This is a genomic window from [Clostridium] innocuum, assembly GCA_012317185.1.
GTDB lineage: Bacteria > Bacillota_I > Bacilli_A > Erysipelotrichales > Erysipelotrichaceae > Clostridium_AQ > Clostridium_AQ innocuum.
Genome location: CP048838.1, coordinates 1 through 18,914, shown reverse-complemented (window position 1 = coordinate 18,914; position 18,914 = coordinate 1). Strand labels below are relative to the sequence as shown.

The 18,914-nt window shown below is 39.5% G+C and carries 16 protein-coding genes, 1 other RNA gene and 1 other annotated feature; of the genes, 3 read left to right on the top strand and 14 right to left on the bottom strand.

Going from position 1 to position 18,914, the window contains the following annotated elements:
* Positions 1 to 187: 187 nt before the first annotated feature.
* Complete coding sequence (locus G4D54_00085; protein ID QJA00914.1) at positions 188 to 1,408, top strand: FtsW/RodA/SpoVE family cell cycle protein; 1,221 nt, start codon at positions 188 to 190, stop codon at positions 1,406 to 1,408.
* Positions 1,409 to 1,674: 266 nt separating this feature from the next.
* Here G4D54_00085 and G4D54_00080 read toward each other — a convergent pair whose 3' ends face one another.
* Positions 1,675 to 2,448, bottom strand: coding sequence for an NAD kinase (locus tag G4D54_00080; GenBank protein QJA00913.1), 774 nt, complete (start codon positions 2,446 to 2,448; stop codon positions 1,675 to 1,677).
* 59 nt (positions 2,449 to 2,507) lie between these two features.
* Between G4D54_00080 and G4D54_00075 the strand changes: the two genes are divergently transcribed.
* The gene (locus tag G4D54_00075) at positions 2,508 to 3,065 is read left to right on the top strand and encodes a CYTH domain-containing protein (GenBank protein QJA00912.1); all 558 of its coding nucleotides are present in this window, start codon (positions 2,508 to 2,510) and stop codon (positions 3,063 to 3,065) included.
* Entirely contained in the window at positions 3,062 to 3,313 is a 252-nt protein-coding gene (locus G4D54_00070) for a DUF1294 domain-containing protein (GenBank protein ID QJA00911.1), read from the top strand. The genes G4D54_00075 and G4D54_00070 overlap by 4 nt, the downstream gene beginning before the upstream one ends.
* Here the strand turns inward: G4D54_00070 and G4D54_00065 are convergent.
* From G4D54_00065 to dnaA, 13 genes are all read right to left on the bottom strand, one after another.
* Entirely contained in the window at positions 3,296 to 4,231 is a 936-nt protein-coding gene (locus G4D54_00065; GenBank protein ID QJA00910.1) for a hypothetical protein, read from the bottom strand. The genes G4D54_00070 and G4D54_00065 overlap by 18 nt on opposite strands.
* A 302-nt stretch (positions 4,232 to 4,533) precedes the next feature.
* Positions 4,534 to 5,130, bottom strand: coding sequence for a recombination protein RecR (gene recR / locus G4D54_00060; GenBank protein ID QJA00909.1), 597 nt, complete (start codon positions 5,128 to 5,130; stop codon positions 4,534 to 4,536).
* Positions 5,130 to 5,438, bottom strand: a complete 309-nt coding sequence (locus tag G4D54_00055; protein QJA00908.1) for a YbaB/EbfC family nucleoid-associated protein — start codon at positions 5,436 to 5,438, stop codon at positions 5,130 to 5,132. The genes recR and G4D54_00055 overlap by 1 nt, the downstream gene beginning before the upstream one ends.
* 4 nt (positions 5,439 to 5,442) lie before the next feature.
* Complete coding sequence (gene dnaX, locus G4D54_00050; protein ID QJA00907.1) at positions 5,443 to 7,248, bottom strand: DNA polymerase III subunit gamma/tau; 1,806 nt, start codon at positions 7,246 to 7,248, stop codon at positions 5,443 to 5,445.
* Between the two features lie 94 nt (positions 7,249 to 7,342).
* Positions 7,343 to 7,798 carry a nucleoside deaminase gene (locus G4D54_00045; protein QJA00906.1) on the bottom strand — a complete coding sequence of 152 codons (456 nt, stop codon included), beginning with the start codon at positions 7,796 to 7,798 and terminating at the stop codon, positions 7,343 to 7,345.
* Positions 7,799 to 7,811: 13 nt separating this feature from the next.
* Positions 7,812 to 7,909: signal recognition particle sRNA small type (ffs, locus tag G4D54_00040), an RNA gene on the bottom strand.
* An 840-nt stretch (positions 7,910 to 8,749) separates the two neighbouring features.
* A complete protein-coding gene (gene serS, locus G4D54_00035; GenBank protein ID QJA00905.1) occupies positions 8,750 to 10,036 on the bottom strand; it encodes a serine--tRNA ligase in 1,287 nt (428 codons plus the stop codon).
* A gap of 39 nt (positions 10,037 to 10,075) precedes the next feature.
* Positions 10,076 to 10,285: a binding site (T-box leader), on the bottom strand.
* Between the two features lie 8 nt (positions 10,286 to 10,293).
* Positions 10,294 to 12,807, bottom strand: coding sequence for a DNA gyrase subunit A (gene gyrA / locus G4D54_00030; GenBank protein QJA00904.1), 2,514 nt, complete (start codon positions 12,805 to 12,807; stop codon positions 10,294 to 10,296).
* Between the two features lie 16 nt (positions 12,808 to 12,823).
* Positions 12,824 to 14,767, bottom strand: coding sequence for a DNA topoisomerase (ATP-hydrolyzing) subunit B (gene gyrB / locus G4D54_00025; GenBank protein ID QJA00903.1), 1,944 nt, complete (start codon positions 14,765 to 14,767; stop codon positions 12,824 to 12,826).
* A gap of 11 nt (positions 14,768 to 14,778) precedes the next feature.
* Positions 14,779 to 15,879 carry a DNA replication/repair protein RecF gene (recF, locus tag G4D54_00020; GenBank protein ID QJA00902.1) on the bottom strand — a complete coding sequence of 367 codons (1,101 nt, stop codon included), beginning with the start codon at positions 15,877 to 15,879 and terminating at the stop codon, positions 14,779 to 14,781.
* Positions 15,876 to 16,079: a S4 domain-containing protein YaaA gene (gene yaaA / locus G4D54_00015; protein QJA00901.1), complete on the bottom strand. Its 204-nt coding sequence runs from the start codon at positions 16,077 to 16,079 to the stop codon at positions 15,876 to 15,878. Before yaaA ends, recF begins: the two co-directional genes overlap by 4 nt.
* Before the next feature lie 207 nt (positions 16,080 to 16,286).
* On the bottom strand, positions 16,287 to 17,405 hold the full coding sequence (gene dnaN / locus G4D54_00010; protein ID QJA00900.1) for a DNA polymerase III subunit beta: 1,119 nt from the start codon (positions 17,403 to 17,405) through the stop codon (positions 16,287 to 16,289).
* Between the two features lie 150 nt (positions 17,406 to 17,555).
* On the bottom strand, positions 17,556 to 18,914 hold the full coding sequence (gene dnaA / locus G4D54_00005) for a chromosomal replication initiator protein DnaA (protein QJA00899.1): 1,359 nt from the start codon (positions 18,912 to 18,914) through the stop codon (positions 17,556 to 17,558).

Sequence of the window (18,914 nt, the reverse complement as noted above, 5' to 3'; positions counted from 1 at the left end):
ACCATTGGGTATAATCCTATATGCTTTTGTTTTTTCATACAATCATCCTAACCTGCAGTGTATGCTTATTCTCATTTCTTAATAGAAATTCAGAAAATAATTGACCATGCTGCAACATAAGAAATATAAACCGTGTTATAATAAGTACAACCTTGTTTCGAAAAGGTTTTTGTCTGGAGTGGTGCAAATGAAAATAGGATTATCCAGGGCAAAGAGTCCGGATAAGTTCGATTTTGTTTTAGTTACATATTTGATTTTAATGATTGGCATGAGTCTTCTATCCATCTATTCCGCTTTTGGTATTATCGGTCAGGCAGCCGGTATAGACTATATGATGAAGCAGGCAATGTGGTTTATTATCGGATCAATCGCGATCGGTGTGATTATGTATCTCGGTAATGATTCTATGCTGCAGTTCGCAAAAATAGGATACTGGTTTCTTATGGTTTGTCTTGTGGTGCTGCTGATTGGTAAGGTATACAATATGTTGACCGGAGGCAGTCTGCTGGGAATGATCATCACAACAAACGGTGCCACATCCTGGTTTAAGCTGGGGCCGTTCGGTTCTTTTCAGCCCAGTGAGTTTATGAAAATCGTTTTGATTTTAATAACTGCCGGTGTGATTGATGAGCATAACAATAACAAATTAACAGAGTCCTATGAAATGGATTTCTCTTTGTTTATGAATGTAGCGAAATGGGCAGTTCCCCCTATCCTTCTGATTCTTGCTCAGCCAGATACCGGAGTGGTATTGATTATCGCTATTTCACTGGTGGCGATGATCGTATGTTCCGGTATAAAAAAACAATGGTTTGTCATCATAGGTATCCTGATTGTCATTGTGCTGGTATTATTCTTCTATATGTATTACTATCATTTCAATGTTCTGAATGAGCTGATTGGTGGTGAAGGAGGATATCGTCTGAAACGAATAACAGCATGGCTGAATCCGGAAACAGATATCAATGGAGAGGGGCATCAGCTGTATATGGCCTTGCTTGCTCTTGGCTCGGCCGGCCTTACAGGTCATGGTATGGGAATCGAGCTGGTATCCATACCGGAAGCACAGACCGACTTTATCTTTGCTGTTATCGGACAAAGCTGGGGCTTGATCGGAACATTATTCATAGTGGTTCTGTGTCTTGGGCTTGATATTCATTTATGCCGTATTGCCAGCATGTCAAAGAATATGTTTGAAAAGTATTTCATTCTGGGTATTCTGGGGATGCTGCTGTATCAACAGATACAAAATATCGGGATGATAATCGGTTTATTGCCGATTACCGGAATCACGCTTCCTATGATATCGTATGGCGGTTCATCATTACTGTCATATCTGATTGCATTTGGAATCATTATGAATGCCAGTGCAAAAGCAAAAAAGCTCTCTGATTATGTATATGAATAAGCCAATCATAAGTTTTGTGATTGGTTTTATTTTGCTTGCTTTTTTTATAACGGATGAAATGCGCATGCTACTTCAATTTATTGATATTTGATACATTTCTCAAAAGTAAATAATGGTTGATACAGGAAAAAACGGATAAAAAAACAGATTCCACGCGTATCTGTTTTTTTACTTTTCATGATGCGATAATCTTCGTTCTCTCTGCAGCTGAATAGACTAATGAAGCAGCTTATGACTAAATCATATCCCTTCTTCAAAACTATCTGTCAGTATAAATTCTTTAATCTTCTCAAATAACTGTAATGACGATAACGTGCGAATCTAACCTTCCGATTAGACATCTCGCAATAGATTTCTTTGGTGGCTTCCAACGGCACATTCAAATGATCATAGCAGAGTATTGCTGTATCAAAGGTTTCACTTTTCATTGTTACATGACGGTTCTCCATCATGATATACGGATTTCCGAGGGAGCGGTGCTTGGAGTGCTGAATAGCTGTTATTTCCGCCAGCTGCATAAGAGATAATCCACAGTCTATAACTGCTCCTCCCAGAGATCGATTATATGCAGTGGATCCTGCCTGAGTGGATAGACAGATTCCGGAGCCTCTGCAGGTTTCAAAAAACTCACCGTCTACATATATATCCATGATTTGAGATTTCACAATATTCTCAACACGCATCTCATTTAATGCATAATAAGGGTTTGGATTATTATCCAGCTTTATTTTCAATAAACCGGATTCAAATATCACAGGCTCCTTTTCCAATACATCATGCAGGCATTCCTCCAGTTCCTCTTCCGTATAGTCCGTGAAAAAGCCAAGGGTTCCTGTATGAATGCCAAGGAAGTTTACTTCGCTGATTCGATGCAGATACTGATGCACGCCATACAGCAGTGTACCGTCTCCTCCCACACAGATAACAAGCTGTGGTTCTGCTTTGTCATAAATCCAGCCAGAAGACTGCAGACGCTCTTTGATTTTCTCCTCTACTGCATGTGATTTTGCATCTTTTTTCGCAACTACTGAATATTTCATCACAAATCACTTCCTTTTGTTATGGTACTATTGTATCATATCCTATAAGGTGATGAAAGATGAATAAACATGTTGAAAAAGAATATAAAATGCTTGTGAACAAGGAACAGTTTGATAAGCTGTGTGGTTTGTATGAAAATCTGAATTTTATAACCCAGACCAATACCTATTATGATACGGTAAACGGGGACATTCAGAAAAAGAAGGGTGCAATGCGTATACGGGAGCGAAATGGAAGGTTTCTGTTTACATTAAAGATGCGGCAGGAGAATCTTGATGGGCTGTGCGAGTGTGAGTGTGAAGTATCTGAAAACAGTGTTCATGCTCTGCAATCAGAGGAAATTGTTCAGCTATTGCATGAGTATCAAATTGAAGCTGCAATCATTCCGTTAACTACTCTGGTGACAAAAAGAGCTGTTGTAGAAACAGAGAATGCTGAACTATGCTTTGATATCAGCACCTATGGAAATCATACAGATTATGAAATTGAATATGAATATAAGCAGCCACATGACGGGCTCTCTGTTTTTCAGAAGCTTCTTTCTCATGTGCAGCTTGTTTATGAAAAAAACTGCACATCTAAGATTCAGCGTGCTTTGCAGGCAGTGGAGAAATGATCTACTTCGTCTTCTGGAACGTGATTTCATTTTGTATGATGGGAATTGATAAATGGAAAGCCATCCATAAGCGTTATCGAATACCTGAGCGATTTCTGTTACTGTATGCATTCCTTGGAGGAGCTTTTGGTATTGGTCTTGGAATGATTGCTTTCCGACACAAAATAAGGAAAACAAAATTCATTCTTATGGTCCCTTTCTTTTGTATTCTTCAGGTAATAGCTATAAGGCTAGTCCTCTTCGACTAGCCTTTCTTCATATTCTATCTTTAAATAGCTGAGAGCAAGTCTCCAATTACTGTGGATCTTTTGGTTAAACAATAGTTTGATGGAAATCTGATCAGCATATTCACTTTGATTTATATATACTTTAAATAGCTGATAATGACCAATGCTATACTGCATTTTACTTTCAGCATCTATAAAGTTTAAGAGGCATGGAAGTAGAATCATTATTTTTCCATCGCATTTTGTCCAATACTCTGTTTTACTGTTTCTAATTGACTGTATATTTGCATCCTGAAGTTTTTGTATATAATGACGTATTTTTGATTCTTCATATTCTGAATAGAAGCTAGTCTCTATACGTCTGCTCAGGTTCTCCAGTATTTGAAGTACAGCATCCTCCTGCATATTCTTTTCCTTTGTAATAACAGTACTGTTCACCCACATATCCGTACCAATAGAGGATGCCAGATGCAGTAGTCTTCCTGTATTTTGTATATCCTCTTTATCTATATAGAAAAAGCTTTCTATATTATTGGAAATTTTCATACCGATTTCACTTAGGTAAATCGGATATTGAAAATAGATAACATTTTCTAATTCCATGCAGGAAAGTAGCTCTGGTACTTCCTCCTGTTTTGTAATTTTGCAGATTGCCTGCTTTAATGATTCCTTATCCGGATAGCCACTCAGAGTTTTATATACATTCCACATTTGTGTAAACCCCATGTTTTGTTGCTTTCGAAGATGACCATATCCAAGTATTCCCTTTTCTCTTTTTTTCCCACGCTCTGTCCCCTTTGTCAAGAAAAACAGCATGTCTCCCTTTTTAAAATCAGTAATACTTTTGATACTTGGCTTCCAGAAATTGATAACAGAGTTACCATGAAGTCTATGGTACTCCATCATATTTTTATCAGTAATATAAGCAATTGAGCCCATATGATCACCTTCTTCCTATATATCCATTTTACCATGATAGCGCTTGCAGTAAAATGAAAATATTTCTTTTTTATATATAAGGTGATGGTGATTTAGGATTTATACAATTAGTTCATATAGAGATGATGCTTTTTCTGTGTATCGCCTATTTTGCTGTTGCTGTAGGAGGTTGTTCCCTTTTTCATATTCTTGATTTAAACGCTATTTAAACATCCATACATTTGAAAGCATGGTATTCCTGTCCTTCCTCATTTACTATATACTTCTTACATTTTATAATACAGTAAAGAAAAGAACCAACATTATGGTTCCATTTTCTTTCTTCCTTCAATTGCTTTAATCAAGGTTAATTCATCCGCATAGTCCAAATGTCCGCCCATTGGAAGACCATGTGCAATCCTTGTTACAGTAACCGGATATTTTTCCAGCAGCTTTGATAAGTACAATGCTGTAGTTTCACCTTCGACTGTCGGATTGGTTGCAATAATAATTTCCTCGGTTTCCTCACTGATTCTGTTTAATAGAGAGTCTATGTTGATATCCTCAGGCAGTATACCTTTTGATGTTGAGATTACACCATTCAACACATGATATACTCCAGAGTATTCTTTTGTTTTCTCCATTGCAATAACATCCTTTGGACTTTGTACAACACATATAATCTGACTATTTCTACTTTGATTTCCACAAATATCACATGTGTCATCTTCCGATAAGTTGCCGCATACCGCACATTTTTTTAAGCCTTCTTTTGCGTTTTGAAATGCATGAATCCAAGAGTCCATAGTTTCATCATCCCATTCGAGCGTCTGAAATGCATAGCGTTCTGCAGTTTTTATTCCTACACCCGGTAGTCTCCGATAGCATTCAACAAGTGCTTCAAATTTCTTAGGATACATTAGAAGCCACCTGGCATTTTCACTCCGCCTGTAATTTGATTCATATTTTTTTCTTTATCCTCGACTGCTTTAGCGAATGCATCATTCAAGGCAGATTTCAGCATATCCTCTAAATCTTCTTTGTTATCTTTCTCCAGCAAGCTTTCATCGATTGAGATACTTTCTACAGACATGCTTCCTTTTACTTCTACCTTGATAACACCACCACCCATTGTTGTTTCATATACTTTTTCATTTAATTCATCTTCCAGCTTAGTAAGTTCCTTTTGCATTTTCTGTGCCTGTTTTAATAATCCCTGCATATTCATAATCTTATTCCTCCGTAATTATTATATTTTCCTGACCGAACAAATCCAATACAGCTTCTTCCTGTGTTAATTCTTTTACTTCTTTTCTTTCAATCGTCACAGCTTCAATTTGTATAGGATCTGGCAATGTACCTGCAATCATACGGTCTTTAAACTCTTTGATAACATATTTCTGCTGATCAGCAGAAATAGCAAATATTTTTTTATTCTTTTCCATCAATTCAGTAATGAAATCATGAAATTCATTTTTACTGTCCATCTCATTTATTTCATTTGCTACTGCCTGATTATCGACACATACAACTATATAGGTATTACCACTGCCTACAATACTTGCATTCTTTAAAAGACTTCCATATTTAGCATATTTAAAATCGAGCATGAATTCAGGTATTTTCTGAAAATGCTGACTATCCTTTGCTTTTTCAGGTTTATTTGCTCCGGCAAGAAGTCCAAGAACAAATTCATTCTCCAATGGCTTTAAAGCTTTTGTTGAAACAGCAGTAATTTCCTTGCTTACTATATTTTCCGGTATATGTGAAGACTTCGCACTCTTTGTTACTGGTGAATCTAATACTGGTGTATCATATGGTGTAAATGGTTCATCATCCATAGGAACCTCAAGTATAGGTTTCTTCTTAGATGTTTCACGTGAAACATTATTAACAGTGCTTACTGGTTTTTGTTCCTGCCTAGGAGTCTCCAATGGATGTGATGTCGTTGTCACCACAGTTGCCTTTACATCCAGCATTTGCAGTAAACAGACCTCAAAATAAGATCCTGCATTTGCTGCACTTCTATATTTATCATATGTTTCCATTAGAAGATGTATCATTTGAAACCTCTCTGCAATAGATTTTCCATCAATCAGAGTTAAAACCTCTTCACTATTTAGAATATGCAGCAGAGATGCATCCTTTGTATACTCGAAAATGATACTCTCCTTTAATATTTCAATTAAATCAACAGTCAGCCTTTTGATATCAATACCTTTTTCAATAAGCTGATCTATCGCATTTAACAGGGATACTGCATCTTTTCCATAGATATAACGATACAAATCTAATTTTTCCTGTATGGTTGTAATGCCATAAATTTCATTAATATGATGCACCTGGATATGATTCTGTGCATACGCAATACATTGATCAAGAATAGATAAAGCATCGCGCAATCCGCCATCAGCAAGCTGTGCAATAATCCGAATTACTTCCTCTTCACACGTAATCTGTTCTCTCTCTAGAATAGTATGTATCCTCTGAACGATTTCATCACGTGGAACTTTAGTAAAATCAAACCGCTGACAACGTGAAATAATCGTAGGCAGCACCTTATGCGGCTCTGTCGTAGCTAAAATAAAAATAACATGTTCCGGTGGTTCCTCAATCGTCTTTAACAGCGCATTAAATGCACCCGTTGACATCATATGGACCTCATCAATAATATAAATTTTATATTTACCCTTCAATGGCGCATACTTAACTTTTTCTATCAGTGTACGTACTTCTTCTACACCATTATTGCTGGCAGCATCTATCTCAATAATATCCGGATGGCTTCCATCCTGTACTGCCCTACAGTTATCACATTCCAAACATGGTTTATGATTTGGATTCTCACAATTTATTGTTTTCGCAAAGATTTTCGCAATTGATGTTTTTCCTGTACCACGGGGGCCGCAGAACAAATAAGCATGTGCAATCTTATGCTGTTCCACTGCATGCTGCAAGGTTTGTACAACGTGCTTTTGTCCTGCTACTTCATCAAAACTGTTTGGACGATAAGTACGATATAACGCTTTATATGCCATACTTCACCTGCTTTCTCCACTGTCAATTATATCATGCTGACAATGAATTTTACATAAGAAAAGCAAATACTTTTCTTTCTTACAGTATTTGCTTTTATTTCCTTTTTAGTCTTTTTTCTTTAAAGAAATTCTTTAAGAGCTGTGAACATTCGTTTTGAAGAACACCGGATTCAACTTTCGGATAATGGTTATATCCCGGCTGTTCATACATATGCAAGGTACTTTCAATGCTTCCACCCTTTGGATCAGTAGTTCCATAGATAACAGTTCTGATACGTGATTGCAGAATAGCACCTGCACACATGCAACAGGGCTCCAGAGTAACATATAAATCACAATCCTCAAGACGCCAGCTTCCTACCTTTTTACAAGCTTTTTGAATTGCAATGATTTCAGCATGGTTTATTGACTGCTGTTTTGTTTCTCTGAGATTATGACCTCTTGCAATAATTTTATCATCCTTAACAATAACACAGCCAATGGGTACCTCATCTATTTTTTTAGCCTTCTCTGCCTCTCTTAAAGCAGCCCGCATATATTCTTCTTTCATAAAATTACCTCAGATATAAAAAAGGGCTACCACACATGATAGAGCTCCCTTAAGGCTGCTTTGTTCCCAATCTGACCTAATTCAGTAGATACCATTGTAGTAGCTTATATATTATAGCATATTCTCTGATTTTTTCAACAGTTAATTTGCTTTCACATATTTTATAATTGCCATTTTGACTTTTACAAGTGATGAACAAGTCTATCCTGTATTTCATAAAGGAAACTCCTTTATCTATAAGACGAACACTATTTTTTTATCTGAGCTATTAACAAGATAGTAATATGAATTGTATTTCAGATACAATATATTGTAATGAAACGGAATACTTTTTATCCTCTTTAAAAAAGTGAGCAGGCTAATTTTCTAAACAGTTCATAAACTCAGGTTGAACATAACTACATTGAGTACTTATCACCATTATATTCTTCAACAGAATTTGATTCTTCCTTTTCTCAAACACGATACAACTAGAGGAAGCTTTCTTATTTTATTATTAGAAAATCATTAGTGCATACATAAGAAAGTTTGAAATTGTCTTAACATTGGATTTGCGCCTACTTCGTATAAAAATAATTTTCATATATAAGGTTACCTTTTTTTGTATAGCATCATTATATCTTATCTTCTATTTGCTTACACATTTTTTATTATCTCTTTTAAAACATTATGAAACAATCATAAGTAACAGCTGAAATTTCTTGATTTATCCTTAATTGTTTCACGTGAAACAAAAATGCCTAAAAAAAGCTGTGCAATCATTTGCAACGACATTACCAATCGTCCAATTATTAAAATACCGATGTAAATCAGAGAGTCACAATATCGTATTATTTATCCAAATAACACGATAAACAAAGGCTTTTCTGCTATTTTTAACCAACAAATAATAAGCTGTTTTAGATACTAAAAAAGGTGAAATTTATATAAAAATCACCTTTTCAATACTGCTTAATTTTTTGGCATCAATATTTTTGTGCCTCCCATATATGGCTGCAATTTTTCCGGAATATTCACACTGCCGTCCTTGTTCAGATTATTCTCTAAAAAAGCAATCAGCATTCGAGGTGGAGCTACCACCGTATTATTCAAAGTATGAGCAAAATATTTTCCATTCTCACCCTTTACGCGAATGCCAAGACGTCTTGCCTGTGCATCTGTCAAGTTAGAACAGCTTCCCACTTCAAAATATTTTTTCTGACGTGGACTCCATGCTTCGACATCAACAGACTTATTCTTCAAATCAGCAAGATCACCGGAACAGCACTCTAAGGTTCTCACTGGTATATCCAGACTTCTGAATAAATCAACAGTATTCGTATACAGCTTTACAAACCAGTCTTCACTTTCTTCCGGTTTGCAAACAACAATCATTTCCTGTTTCTCAAACTGGTGAATGCGGTAAACTCCTCTTTCTTCAATACCGTGTGCACCTTTTTCTTTACGGAAGCAAGGAGAATAGCTTGTATAAGTATAAGGAAGTTTTTTCTCATCAAGAATTGTATCAATGAATTTTCCAATCATAGAATGCTCACTGGTACCGATCAGATACAAATCCTCGCCCTCAATCTTATACATCATTCCTTCCATTTCCGCAAAGCTCATAACCCCGGTCACAACATTACTACGAATCATAAAAGGCGGTACAACATATGTAAATCCTCTATCAATCATAAAATCACGTGCATATGAAATGACAGCAGAATGAAGTCGTGCAATATCTCCCATCAGATAATAGAACCCGTTCCCTGCAACTTTTCTTGCACTATCCAGATCAATACCTTCAAACCGTTCCATAATATCTGTATGATATGGAATTTCAAAATCAGGAATCACAGGCTCGCCGTACTTCTGCAGTTCAACATTTTCTGAATCATCCTTACCAACCGGGACCGTAGGATGAATGATATTTGGAATCTGCATCATCATTTCCTTGATTTTCTCAGCAAGCTCAGTTTCCTTAACCTCTGTTTCCTTCATTTCATCTGCCATAGCCTGAACCTTGGCTTTAATAGCATTTGCCTCATCCTTTAAACCTTTGGCCATTAGACCGCCGATTTCCTTGCTCATAGCATTTCTCTTGCTTCGCAGCTCATCCCCTCGTTGTTTAAGAGAGCGATTCTCTTTATCCATAGCAATCACTTTATCTACAAGCTCAATCTTGTGATCCTGAAACTTCTTTTTTATGTTTTCTTTTACAATTTCAGGATTTTCGCGTAAAAATTTCATATCAAGCATAATCATAACCTCCTAGAATATAAAAAAGAGGTATGTCCATAAAGGGACGATACCTCGTGTTGCCACCCTTTTTGATATACCTATAAAGATATACCCTCTCATAGCTATAACGGTGCTACCGTAATCAACTACTAATAGTTCATTGATTCACTCAAAGGCGGATTTCATAAGCAGCTATTATAACTCACACCTACCGTTATATCTCTGAAAGTAGCCTGCTTTCTTACTTGACCTTTTCAACGTTTTATTATTTTATATCATTCTTCTACAGGATTGTCAATTATCTGTTCCGTAGTTTCTTCATTATTTTCCAAAGCTTCACCAGCTGCAGCTTCTTCCGGCTCCTCTTCTTCCTTTTCAACAATAGCCACCTTGGCAACAGATTCTTCATCTGCCACGTTGATCAGCTTAACACCCTGAGTATTACGGCTGTAAATACCAATATCATCAACAGATATTCGGATAATAATACCGGAGTTTGTAACAATCATGGCATCCTCATCACCATTTACAGCGCGAACGGAAACAAGCTCACCGGTTTTATTGGTAACATTGATTGTCTTTACACCCTTCGCTCCACGTGTTGTCAGACGGTATTCCTCAATAGCGGTACGCTTACCATAACCATTTTCACTAACAGCCAACAGATGTGTTCCCTCTTTAGAAGTAGCAGCACCTACTACGATTGAGCCATCAACATTAAAGCCCTTCACACCGCTTGCCGTACGTCCCATAGCACGAATATCATCTTCATGGAATCGAACTGCCTTACCATTGGAGCCTGCGATAATAATTTCATCATCTCCGGTTGTTTCCTTCACACCAACCAGCTCATCAAATTCACGAAGTGTAATGGCGATTTTACCATTCTGACGTATAGAATCGAATTCACTCATCGGTGTTCGCTTAACCAGTCCATTCTTTGTGACGAACAGCAGGAAGGAGGATTCACTATCCGGACGAACAGGAACAAGTGCACGCACCTTCTCCTCCTTGTCCAGATTTAACAGATTCACGACCGGAAGGCCCTTAGCCGTTCTACCAGAATTCGGCACCTTATACCCTTTGATACGGTAAACCTTGCCAAGATTGGTAAACAGCATCAGATAGTCGTGAGTGGACATTGTAATCAGCAGATCAACAATATCATCCTCATTTACAGACATACCCTTCACACCGCGGCCTCCACGGTTCTGTGTACGATAGGTATCTGTCGGCATACGCTTGATATAACCGTTTGTTGTCATTGTGATAACAACATCCTCAACAGGAATTAAATCTTCATCCTGCATATCGTAATCTGCCTCACTGATTTCTGTACGACGCTCATCGCCAAAGCGATTTTTAACCTCAGTCAGCTCATCACGGATAATCCCGAGAACACGATCATGGTTTGCAAGAATATCACGTAAATCTGCTATCGTATTCATCAGCTCTCGATATTCATTTTCAATCTTATCGCGTTCCAAGCCTGTTAAACGACGCAAACGCATCTCCAGGATTGCATTTGCCTGAATCTCCGTCAGTTTAAACTGCTCCATCAGACCAGTTCTTGCTTCCGCATCATTCTGACTGGAGCGAATCAGACGAATAATTTCATCAATGTGATCCAGTGCGATACGCAAACCTTCCAATATATGAGCACGATCCTCAGCTTTTTTCAATTCAAATTTTGTACGGCGTACCGTAACGTCAATCTGATGATTCACATAATGCTGAAGTGCCTCCCGGATTCCCATCTGCTTCGGTGTTTTCTCTACCAGTGCCAGCATGTTGACACCGAAAGAGGTCTGAAGCTGTGTCATACGATACAGCTGATTCAAAATAACATCCGGTTGAGCATCCTTACGCAGCTCGATCACGATTCGAATACCCTCACGGTTTGATTCATCATTCAGATAAGTGATACCTTCAATCTGCTTTTCTCTTACTAGGTCTGCGATTTTGGTAATCAGGTTCGCTTTATTCACCTGATACGGGATTTCAGTCACAACAATTCTTGTCTTACCGTTGCCCATATCCTCCAGATGATGCTTACTGCGTACCATGATGGAGCCGCGTCCTGTTTCAAATGCCTGTCGAATTCCGGCTCTTCCCAGAATGATACCGCCTGTTGGAAAATCAGGACCCTTGATATAATTGTCCATCAGCTCCACAACGGAAATCTCCGGATTATCCATAATGGCAAAGGTTGCGTCTATCGTTTCTGTAAGATTATGCGGCGGTATATTGGTCGCCATACCTACCGCAATACCGACAGAACCGTTTACCAGCAGATTCGGGAATCTGGCAGGCAGCACAGCCGGCTCAGTTTCCTCATTGTCATAGTTGGGTATGAAATCAACGGTATCCTTATTGATATCCTTCATCATTTCCATAGCGATTTTAGACATTCGGGCTTCGGTATAACGCATTGCCGCCGCACCGTCACCATCCATGGAACCGAAGTTACCATGTCCCTGTACCAGCATGTAGCGGTAGCTGAAGTCCTGTGCCATACGAACCATGGCGTCATATACGGCTGTATCACCGTGCGGATGATACTTACCGATTACTTCACCAACGATACGCGCTGACTTTTTAAACGGCTTGCTTGCCACAATTCCCAGCTCATTCATCGCATGCAGAATACGGCGATGAACAGGCTTCATTCCATCACGAACATCAGGCAGTGCACGATCTACGATTACAGACATTGAATAGTCCAGAAAGGAGGTTTTCATTTCTTTTGAAATATCTACCTGAATCAGTTTTTCCTTGTTTAAATCCATGTTCCCTTACACCTCCTTAGATATCTAGTGTTGCATAGATTGCATTTTCCTGAATAAAGTCACGTCTTGGTTCAACTTCTTCTCCCATCAGCATTTCAAAAATACTGTCAGCTTCCATAGCATCATCAATATTTACCTGCTTCAGCGTACGGAATGCTGGGTCCATGGTTGTCTCCCACAGCTGCTCCGGATTCATCTCTCCCAGACCTTTATATCGCTGTACGTTTACATTCTCACCCATAGAAGCACGTACCGTTTCCACTTCTTCCTCTTTATATACATATTCCACACGGTTTCCCTTGGCAACCTTGAACAGCGGAGGCATGGCGATATATACATAGCCACCCTCAATGATCGGACGCAGGTAACGGTAGAAGAATGTCAGCATCAGTGTACAGATATGCGCACCATCGACATCGGCATCGGTCATGATAATAATTTTATGATAACGCAGCTTACTGACATCCATTTCCTCTCCGATTCCACAGCCGAATGCTGTGATCATAGAGCGAATTTCATTATTTTCGAAGATTCTCTGCAAACGTGCCTTCTCGACGTTCAATATCTTACCACGCAGTGGCAGAATTGCCTGAAACTTGGAATTTCTTCCCTGCTTTGCACTTCCGCCGGCGGAATCACCCTCGACGATATAGATTTCACATTCTGAGGCATCCTTGCTGGAACAATCCGCAAGCTTACCGGGCAGTGATGTGATTTCCAGGGCTGATTTTCTTCTTGTCAGCTCTCTTGCCTTTTTTGCCGCAAGACGTGCCTTGCTCGCAAGAATCGCCTTATCTACAATAATCTTTGCTGTTTCCGGATTCTCCATGAAGAAACGGTCCAGCTGTTCACCCAGTATACTGGAAACAATTTTTCGTACCTCTGAGTTTCCCAGCTTCGTCTTTGTCTGTCCTTCATACTGCGGATCGGGGTGCTTTACCGAGATAATTGCCGTTAATCCCTCACGCACATCATCTCCAGCCAGTGTCTCGTCTTTTTTTATCATTCCCTGCTCTCTCGCATAGGCATTGATAATCCTTGTCAGAGCGAGTCGGAAGCCATCCTCATGCGTTCCGCCTTCCATCGTGTTGATGTTGTTACAGAAGGAATAGATGCTTGGAATGTAGCCATCGTTATACTGCATGGCGATTTCCGCAAGAATCCCGTCCTCTATCCCTTCCACATACACAACCTCTTCATGCAGCGGTGTTTTGTTCTTATTCAGATATTCCACATACTGGCGAATACCGCCATCGTATTTATATTCAATTCTCTTCGGCTCCGCTTCCCGTTCATCACAAAGCACCAGACGAATGCTTTTGTTCAGGAAAGCCAGCTGACGAATACGTGCATTCAAAGTATCAAAATCATATTCCTGTGTTTCCTGAAAGATTTCAGGATCTGCCTTGAAACGCACAATGGAACCATGCTTTTCGCTGTCATTGATGATTTTCAAAGGTCCTGTTGCCTTGCCTCCGTCTTCAAAACGAAGGAAAAACTCATGTCCGTTCTGATGTACGTTAACCTCCAGCCATTCACTCAATGCATTAACAACACTGGCACCGACACCATGCAGACCTCCGGAAACCTTATAAGCACCACCGCCGAATTTACCACCGGCATGCAGTACAGTAAAAATCGTTTCCACACCGGATATTCCTGTCTTTTCAACGATTCCCGTCGGCATACCTCGACCATTATCCTCAACACGGATGATGTTATTTTTTTCAATCGTTATTTCAATATCCGTAGCGAATCCGGCAAGAGCCTCATCGATCGAGTTATCAACGATTTCCCAGACAAGGTGATGAAGACCTCTCTCACTGGTAGAACCGATATACATACCAGGTCGTTTCCGTACAGCTTCCAGTCCTTCCAGGACCTGAATATCATCAGCCGTATAAGAATGATCAACCTTATCTTCCATTTCTTCGATTTCTTTCATCTGATTCTCATCCATAGTTCATCCTCCTAACATCTCTCGATTGTACCGTTGCTTACATTCCACAACGTGACTCTGCGATCACTTTTCATATCATCCATTTCCACAAAATCTGTTGTGGAGATGAAAATCTGCACCTCTTTGGGCAGAGATTTTAATAATTCCTGTTTTCGATAGCTGTCCAGCTCCGAAAATACATCATCCAGCAATAACACCGGATATTCCTGTATGATTTCATGGATCATATGAATCATACCGATTTTCAATGCCAGCAATACACTTCGCTTCTGTCCCTGGGAAGCAAAGCTGACAAGCTCGTGCCCGTTCATTTCAAAGATAAAATCCTCTTTATGAATACCGGCCGTCGTCTGTTTCAACAGCAGGTCACGATCCTGATGCTTTTGATATTTCTTCAGCAGAGCTTCCTTCAGCGCTTCCTCACTGTCCGAGAAAGGAACACAGCTGAGATAGCGAACCGTTATATCCGTATCATCATTGGAAAGCTGGCGGTAAAATGTCCTGCATTTGTCCAGCAGCTCCTCCAGAAAGAAATGCCGCTGCTTCATGATGACAACAGATGCATCCACAAGCTGTGAGGTTAAGACCTCGAGATAGGAGCGGTCCACCCGTTCCTGCTTCAGATAAGCATTCCGCTCTTTTAAGAGCCGTGTAGCGACGTAAAGCGTCGATACATACTTCTTACTTATCTTACTCAGCTCCATGTCCACAAAGCGTCTTCTGACGCGGGGAGAGGCCTGAAACAGATTCATATCATCCGGACAGAACATAACGGAGTTAAATTCACCTATGAAGTCACTGACGCGATTCACGGGATTCTGATAAATAAAAAGATTTTTCCCCTTTTCATTTACTGTCACACGGATTTCCTCCGTTTTCTGTTCCTTTGCAATCAAGGCTTTAATAAAGAAGGCCTGCTCACCTTCTTTGATTAGATCTTTATCTTCACTGGTTCGATGGGATCTGGTCGTTGATAAATAAAGGATAGATTCCAGCAGGTTGGTCTTTCCCTGTGCATTCTTTCCTGTCAGAATATGAATGCCGTCGGTAAAACTGACATTTACATCTGCATAATTGCGAAAATTATGAAGACGAAGTGATTCCAGTCTCATGACAAAGAAAATACGCTGCCCTCAATGTCAATGACATCACCTGCATACAGCTTGCGTCCTCTGCGGTTTTCCTGTTCCCCGTTCACGTTGATTTTCAGGGATTTTACCGCAAATTTTGCTTCACCGCCGCTCTGGATAAAATCCGTCATTTTAAGCAGCTGACCTAATGTTATGTATTCACCGGTTATCTTTATATCCATTATAAAACCTCTTTCACATTCCTATATATTATATCATATTTAAAGGTTTTTTGTTAGTTTTTCCTATGGTTTTCAAACTTTTCTGCATCATTTTTCACATGTAAATTTATTCGCTTTTCAAACGCTGCGTTCCATTCCTGAAAAAGGTCTACTTTTGTTAAAATACATAGAAAAAGGCAGCAGGATGTTCCCCTTACTGCCTGTTGTTTATGCATAGGTTCTGACTGGAAGTACCAGCTGTAAAACATTATCATCATCCACAGATTTAATGATAAACGGCTTCATTTCTCCACAGAGGCGGAAGATTACCAGACTGCCGCTCAATGCCTTGATTGCGTCAAAGACATATCGTCCGTTACAGCTGATTTCCAGAGAGTTTCCTGTGAAGCTGGCACTGCTTAAAACCTCAGTGGAGGATCCTACTTCCACGGACTTGCTGGAAAGCACGCATTCCTGCTCACTCAGACTGAATTTAATAACGGAAACCCCGTCATTTTTAATAAAGCTTGCACGGTCAATAGCATTGAGAAGATCACGGGAATCGATTGTCAGCTCGTAGTCAAACTGTAAAGGAATCAGTCGGCTTGTTTCCGGATATACACCGTCAATCAGTCGCGTCTGTACGATTGTGTCATGAATGATAAACTGCGCTTTTTTATCATTGACTGCAATTTCCACCTCTCCTTCACCTTCCAGTGTTTTAACAACCTCGGACAGGGATTTGGCAGGTATGGTGATATTGAAGTTCAGGGATTCGCTGATATCAATCGTTTTCTTTGCAAGACGATAGGAATCGGTAGCGACACAGTGCAGCGTATTGCCTTCACAGTGGAAATTCACACCGGTCAGTACCGGACGTGTTTCTTTATCACTTGTCGCAAAGCTGGTCTGCAAAATCACTTTCTTCAGTGTTTCCTCTTTTAATGCAAAGCATTCCTTCGGTTTGGAGAAGTCGATAGCCGGATACTCATTTGCACGCATTCCATTGATTCTGAACTCTGCAGTGTTTCCACTGATTTTAGTCAGGGAACCGTCAATCATTTCAAACTCGATTTCATCAGCATCAATCTTACGAACGATTTCCAGAATATACTTAGCTTCAATAACGATTGATCCCATATCACGAATCTCAAGAACACATTCTTCCGATTTTGTCAGTTTCGTCTGAATGGATACATCCGAATCACTTCCGGTCAGAATCAGACAATCTTCTTTTGCGTCAATCTTAATACCGGAGAACGCAGGAAGTGGTGAAAATGTAGAGATGGCACGGGATGCCACAGATAATGCATTGTAGAATTCTTTTTTAGACACCTTAAAGTACATGGGTGATGCTCCCTTCTTTTATGTTTTATAAGTAAATAAACAATAATAAGTATGTGGAAAGTGTGGAAAAGCTATAAAAACACTTTGAACATAGGCTTATTTTAACAAATTTTGCTGTGGATGAAAAGTTTAAACATGTGGATATCTTAGCTATTTTATCCCCAAATTACTTTCAATCTGCATGACTGCCTGTTGAAATGTTTCCTTTTCCTTTAACAGCTTCATCATTTTTTCATACGAGGACATGATCGTGGAATGATCACGGTTTCCAAATTCAAAACCGATTTTGGCAAACGGCATTTCCAGATGCGTCCTGCACAGGTATATTGCGATATGACGCGCATTGGCGATATTTTTGGTTCTTGATTTTGATTCGATCTGGGTTCTGGTCAGACCATAGTATTCGCATACCGCATTCTTTATCCTCTTCGGCGTTAGTTCATCCTCCTGCTTTACAACAATCGGATTTTCTTTGAATATTTCTTTCGCGAAGGTGATATCAATCCGCTCGGGATTATATAATATTGCTTTAAAGAACAGCTCGTTGAGCGTTCCCTCCAGTTTTCTGACATCACTTGCAAAGCGGGTTGCCAGATAATCGAGAACCTCGTCATCAATCATGATTTCATCGCTGCGGCCTTCCATCTTTTTCTGCAGAATAGCTTTCGCAGTTTCAAATTCCGGAGACCCTACCGATACGGACAGACCGCTGGAAAAGCGGGATATCAGACGGTTTTCAATTCCCTTCAGCTCTGTAGGATGAATATCACTGGTAATGACAATCTGTTTGTTGTCGGAAATGAGCTTGTTATACATATTGAAGAAGATTTCCTGTGAGGTGCTCTGCTTCAGACGCTGGATATCATCAATCAGCAGATAGTCCACCGAACAGATCATTTCCTTTACGTCCTCAACCGTCTTGTTTTTCATCGCCTCAATCAGCAAGGTGACGAAGTCCTCACTGTAAATGTATAAAACCTTTTCATCCGCCTTGTTTGCCTTGACGTAATTGCCGATGGCATGCAGCAGATGGGTTTTCCCCAGGCCTGAATTTCCGAATATAAACAACGGATTGTTGAATTTACCGGGATAATAGCATACGGACAATGCCGCAGCGTGAGCCTCCCGGTTGTTTTTCCCTACGACAAAGCTGTCGAAGGTGTACTCTTTTTTTACTTTGTCTTCAAATAAAATTTCATTTCTTCTTTTAATGACAGATGATGGCTGAAGCATATCCACTTCGCTCTTGAGCAGGATTTGACAGGAGACCTTCATATCCAGAACATCAGACAGCTTTTGCTGAATCAGATCGATGGAATCCATCATGATCTGCTTGTTGATCTTATAAGGAACAACAATGGTCGCAAAATCATCCTCTATATCAAAGAGATGAGAATCTTCTTTATACCATGCGTTGAATACGGCATCATCGAAATGTGCACTTTCATTTATGAGCTGAAGTGTCTTCTGCCAGATCTGCTCAAGCTGTACCTTGGCAAAATTAGACAT

Excerpts from the sequence above, each read along its gene's own strand:
- G4D54_00085 (QJA00914.1), top strand. The coding sequence starts at position 188 with ATGAAAATAGGATTATCCAGGGCAAAGAGTCCGGATAAGTTCGATTTT.
- G4D54_00070 (QJA00911.1), top strand. The coding sequence starts at position 3,062 with ATGATCTACTTCGTCTTCTGGAACGTGATTTCATTTTGTATGATGGGA.
- gyrB (QJA00903.1), bottom strand. The coding sequence starts at position 14,767 with ATGGATGAGAATCAGATGAAAGAAATCGAAGAAATGGAAGATAAGGTT.
- dnaN (QJA00900.1), bottom strand. The coding sequence starts at position 17,405 with ATGTACTTTAAGGTGTCTAAAAAAGAATTCTACAATGCATTATCTGTG.
- dnaX (QJA00907.1), bottom strand. The coding sequence starts at position 7,248 with ATGGCATATAAAGCGTTATATCGTACTTATCGTCCAAACAGTTTTGAT.
- G4D54_00065 (QJA00910.1), bottom strand. The coding sequence starts at position 4,231 with ATGGGCTCAATTGCTTATATTACTGATAAAAATATGATGGAGTACCAT.
- recF (QJA00902.1), bottom strand. The coding sequence starts at position 15,879 with ATGAGACTGGAATCACTTCGTCTTCATAATTTTCGCAATTATGCAGAT.
- recR (QJA00909.1), bottom strand. The coding sequence starts at position 5,130 with ATGTATCCTAAGAAATTTGAAGCACTTGTTGAATGCTATCGGAGACTA.
- yaaA (QJA00901.1), bottom strand. The coding sequence starts at position 16,079 with ATGGATATAAAGATAACCGGTGAATACATAACATTAGGTCAGCTGCTT.
- dnaA (QJA00899.1), bottom strand. The coding sequence starts at position 18,914 with ATGTCTAATTTTGCCAAGGTACAGCTTGAGCAGATCTGGCAGAAGACA.
- G4D54_00080 (QJA00913.1), bottom strand. The coding sequence starts at position 2,448 with ATGAAATATTCAGTAGTTGCGAAAAAAGATGCAAAATCACATGCAGTA.
- G4D54_00075 (QJA00912.1), top strand. The coding sequence starts at position 2,508 with ATGAATAAACATGTTGAAAAAGAATATAAAATGCTTGTGAACAAGGAA.
- serS (QJA00905.1), bottom strand. The coding sequence starts at position 10,036 with ATGCTTGATATGAAATTTTTACGCGAAAATCCTGAAATTGTAAAAGAA.
- G4D54_00055 (QJA00908.1), bottom strand. The coding sequence starts at position 5,438 with ATGAATATGCAGGGATTATTAAAACAGGCACAGAAAATGCAAAAGGAA.
- G4D54_00045 (QJA00906.1), bottom strand. The coding sequence starts at position 7,798 with ATGAAAGAAGAATATATGCGGGCTGCTTTAAGAGAGGCAGAGAAGGCT.
- gyrA (QJA00904.1), bottom strand. The coding sequence starts at position 12,807 with ATGGATTTAAACAAGGAAAAACTGATTCAGGTAGATATTTCAAAAGAA.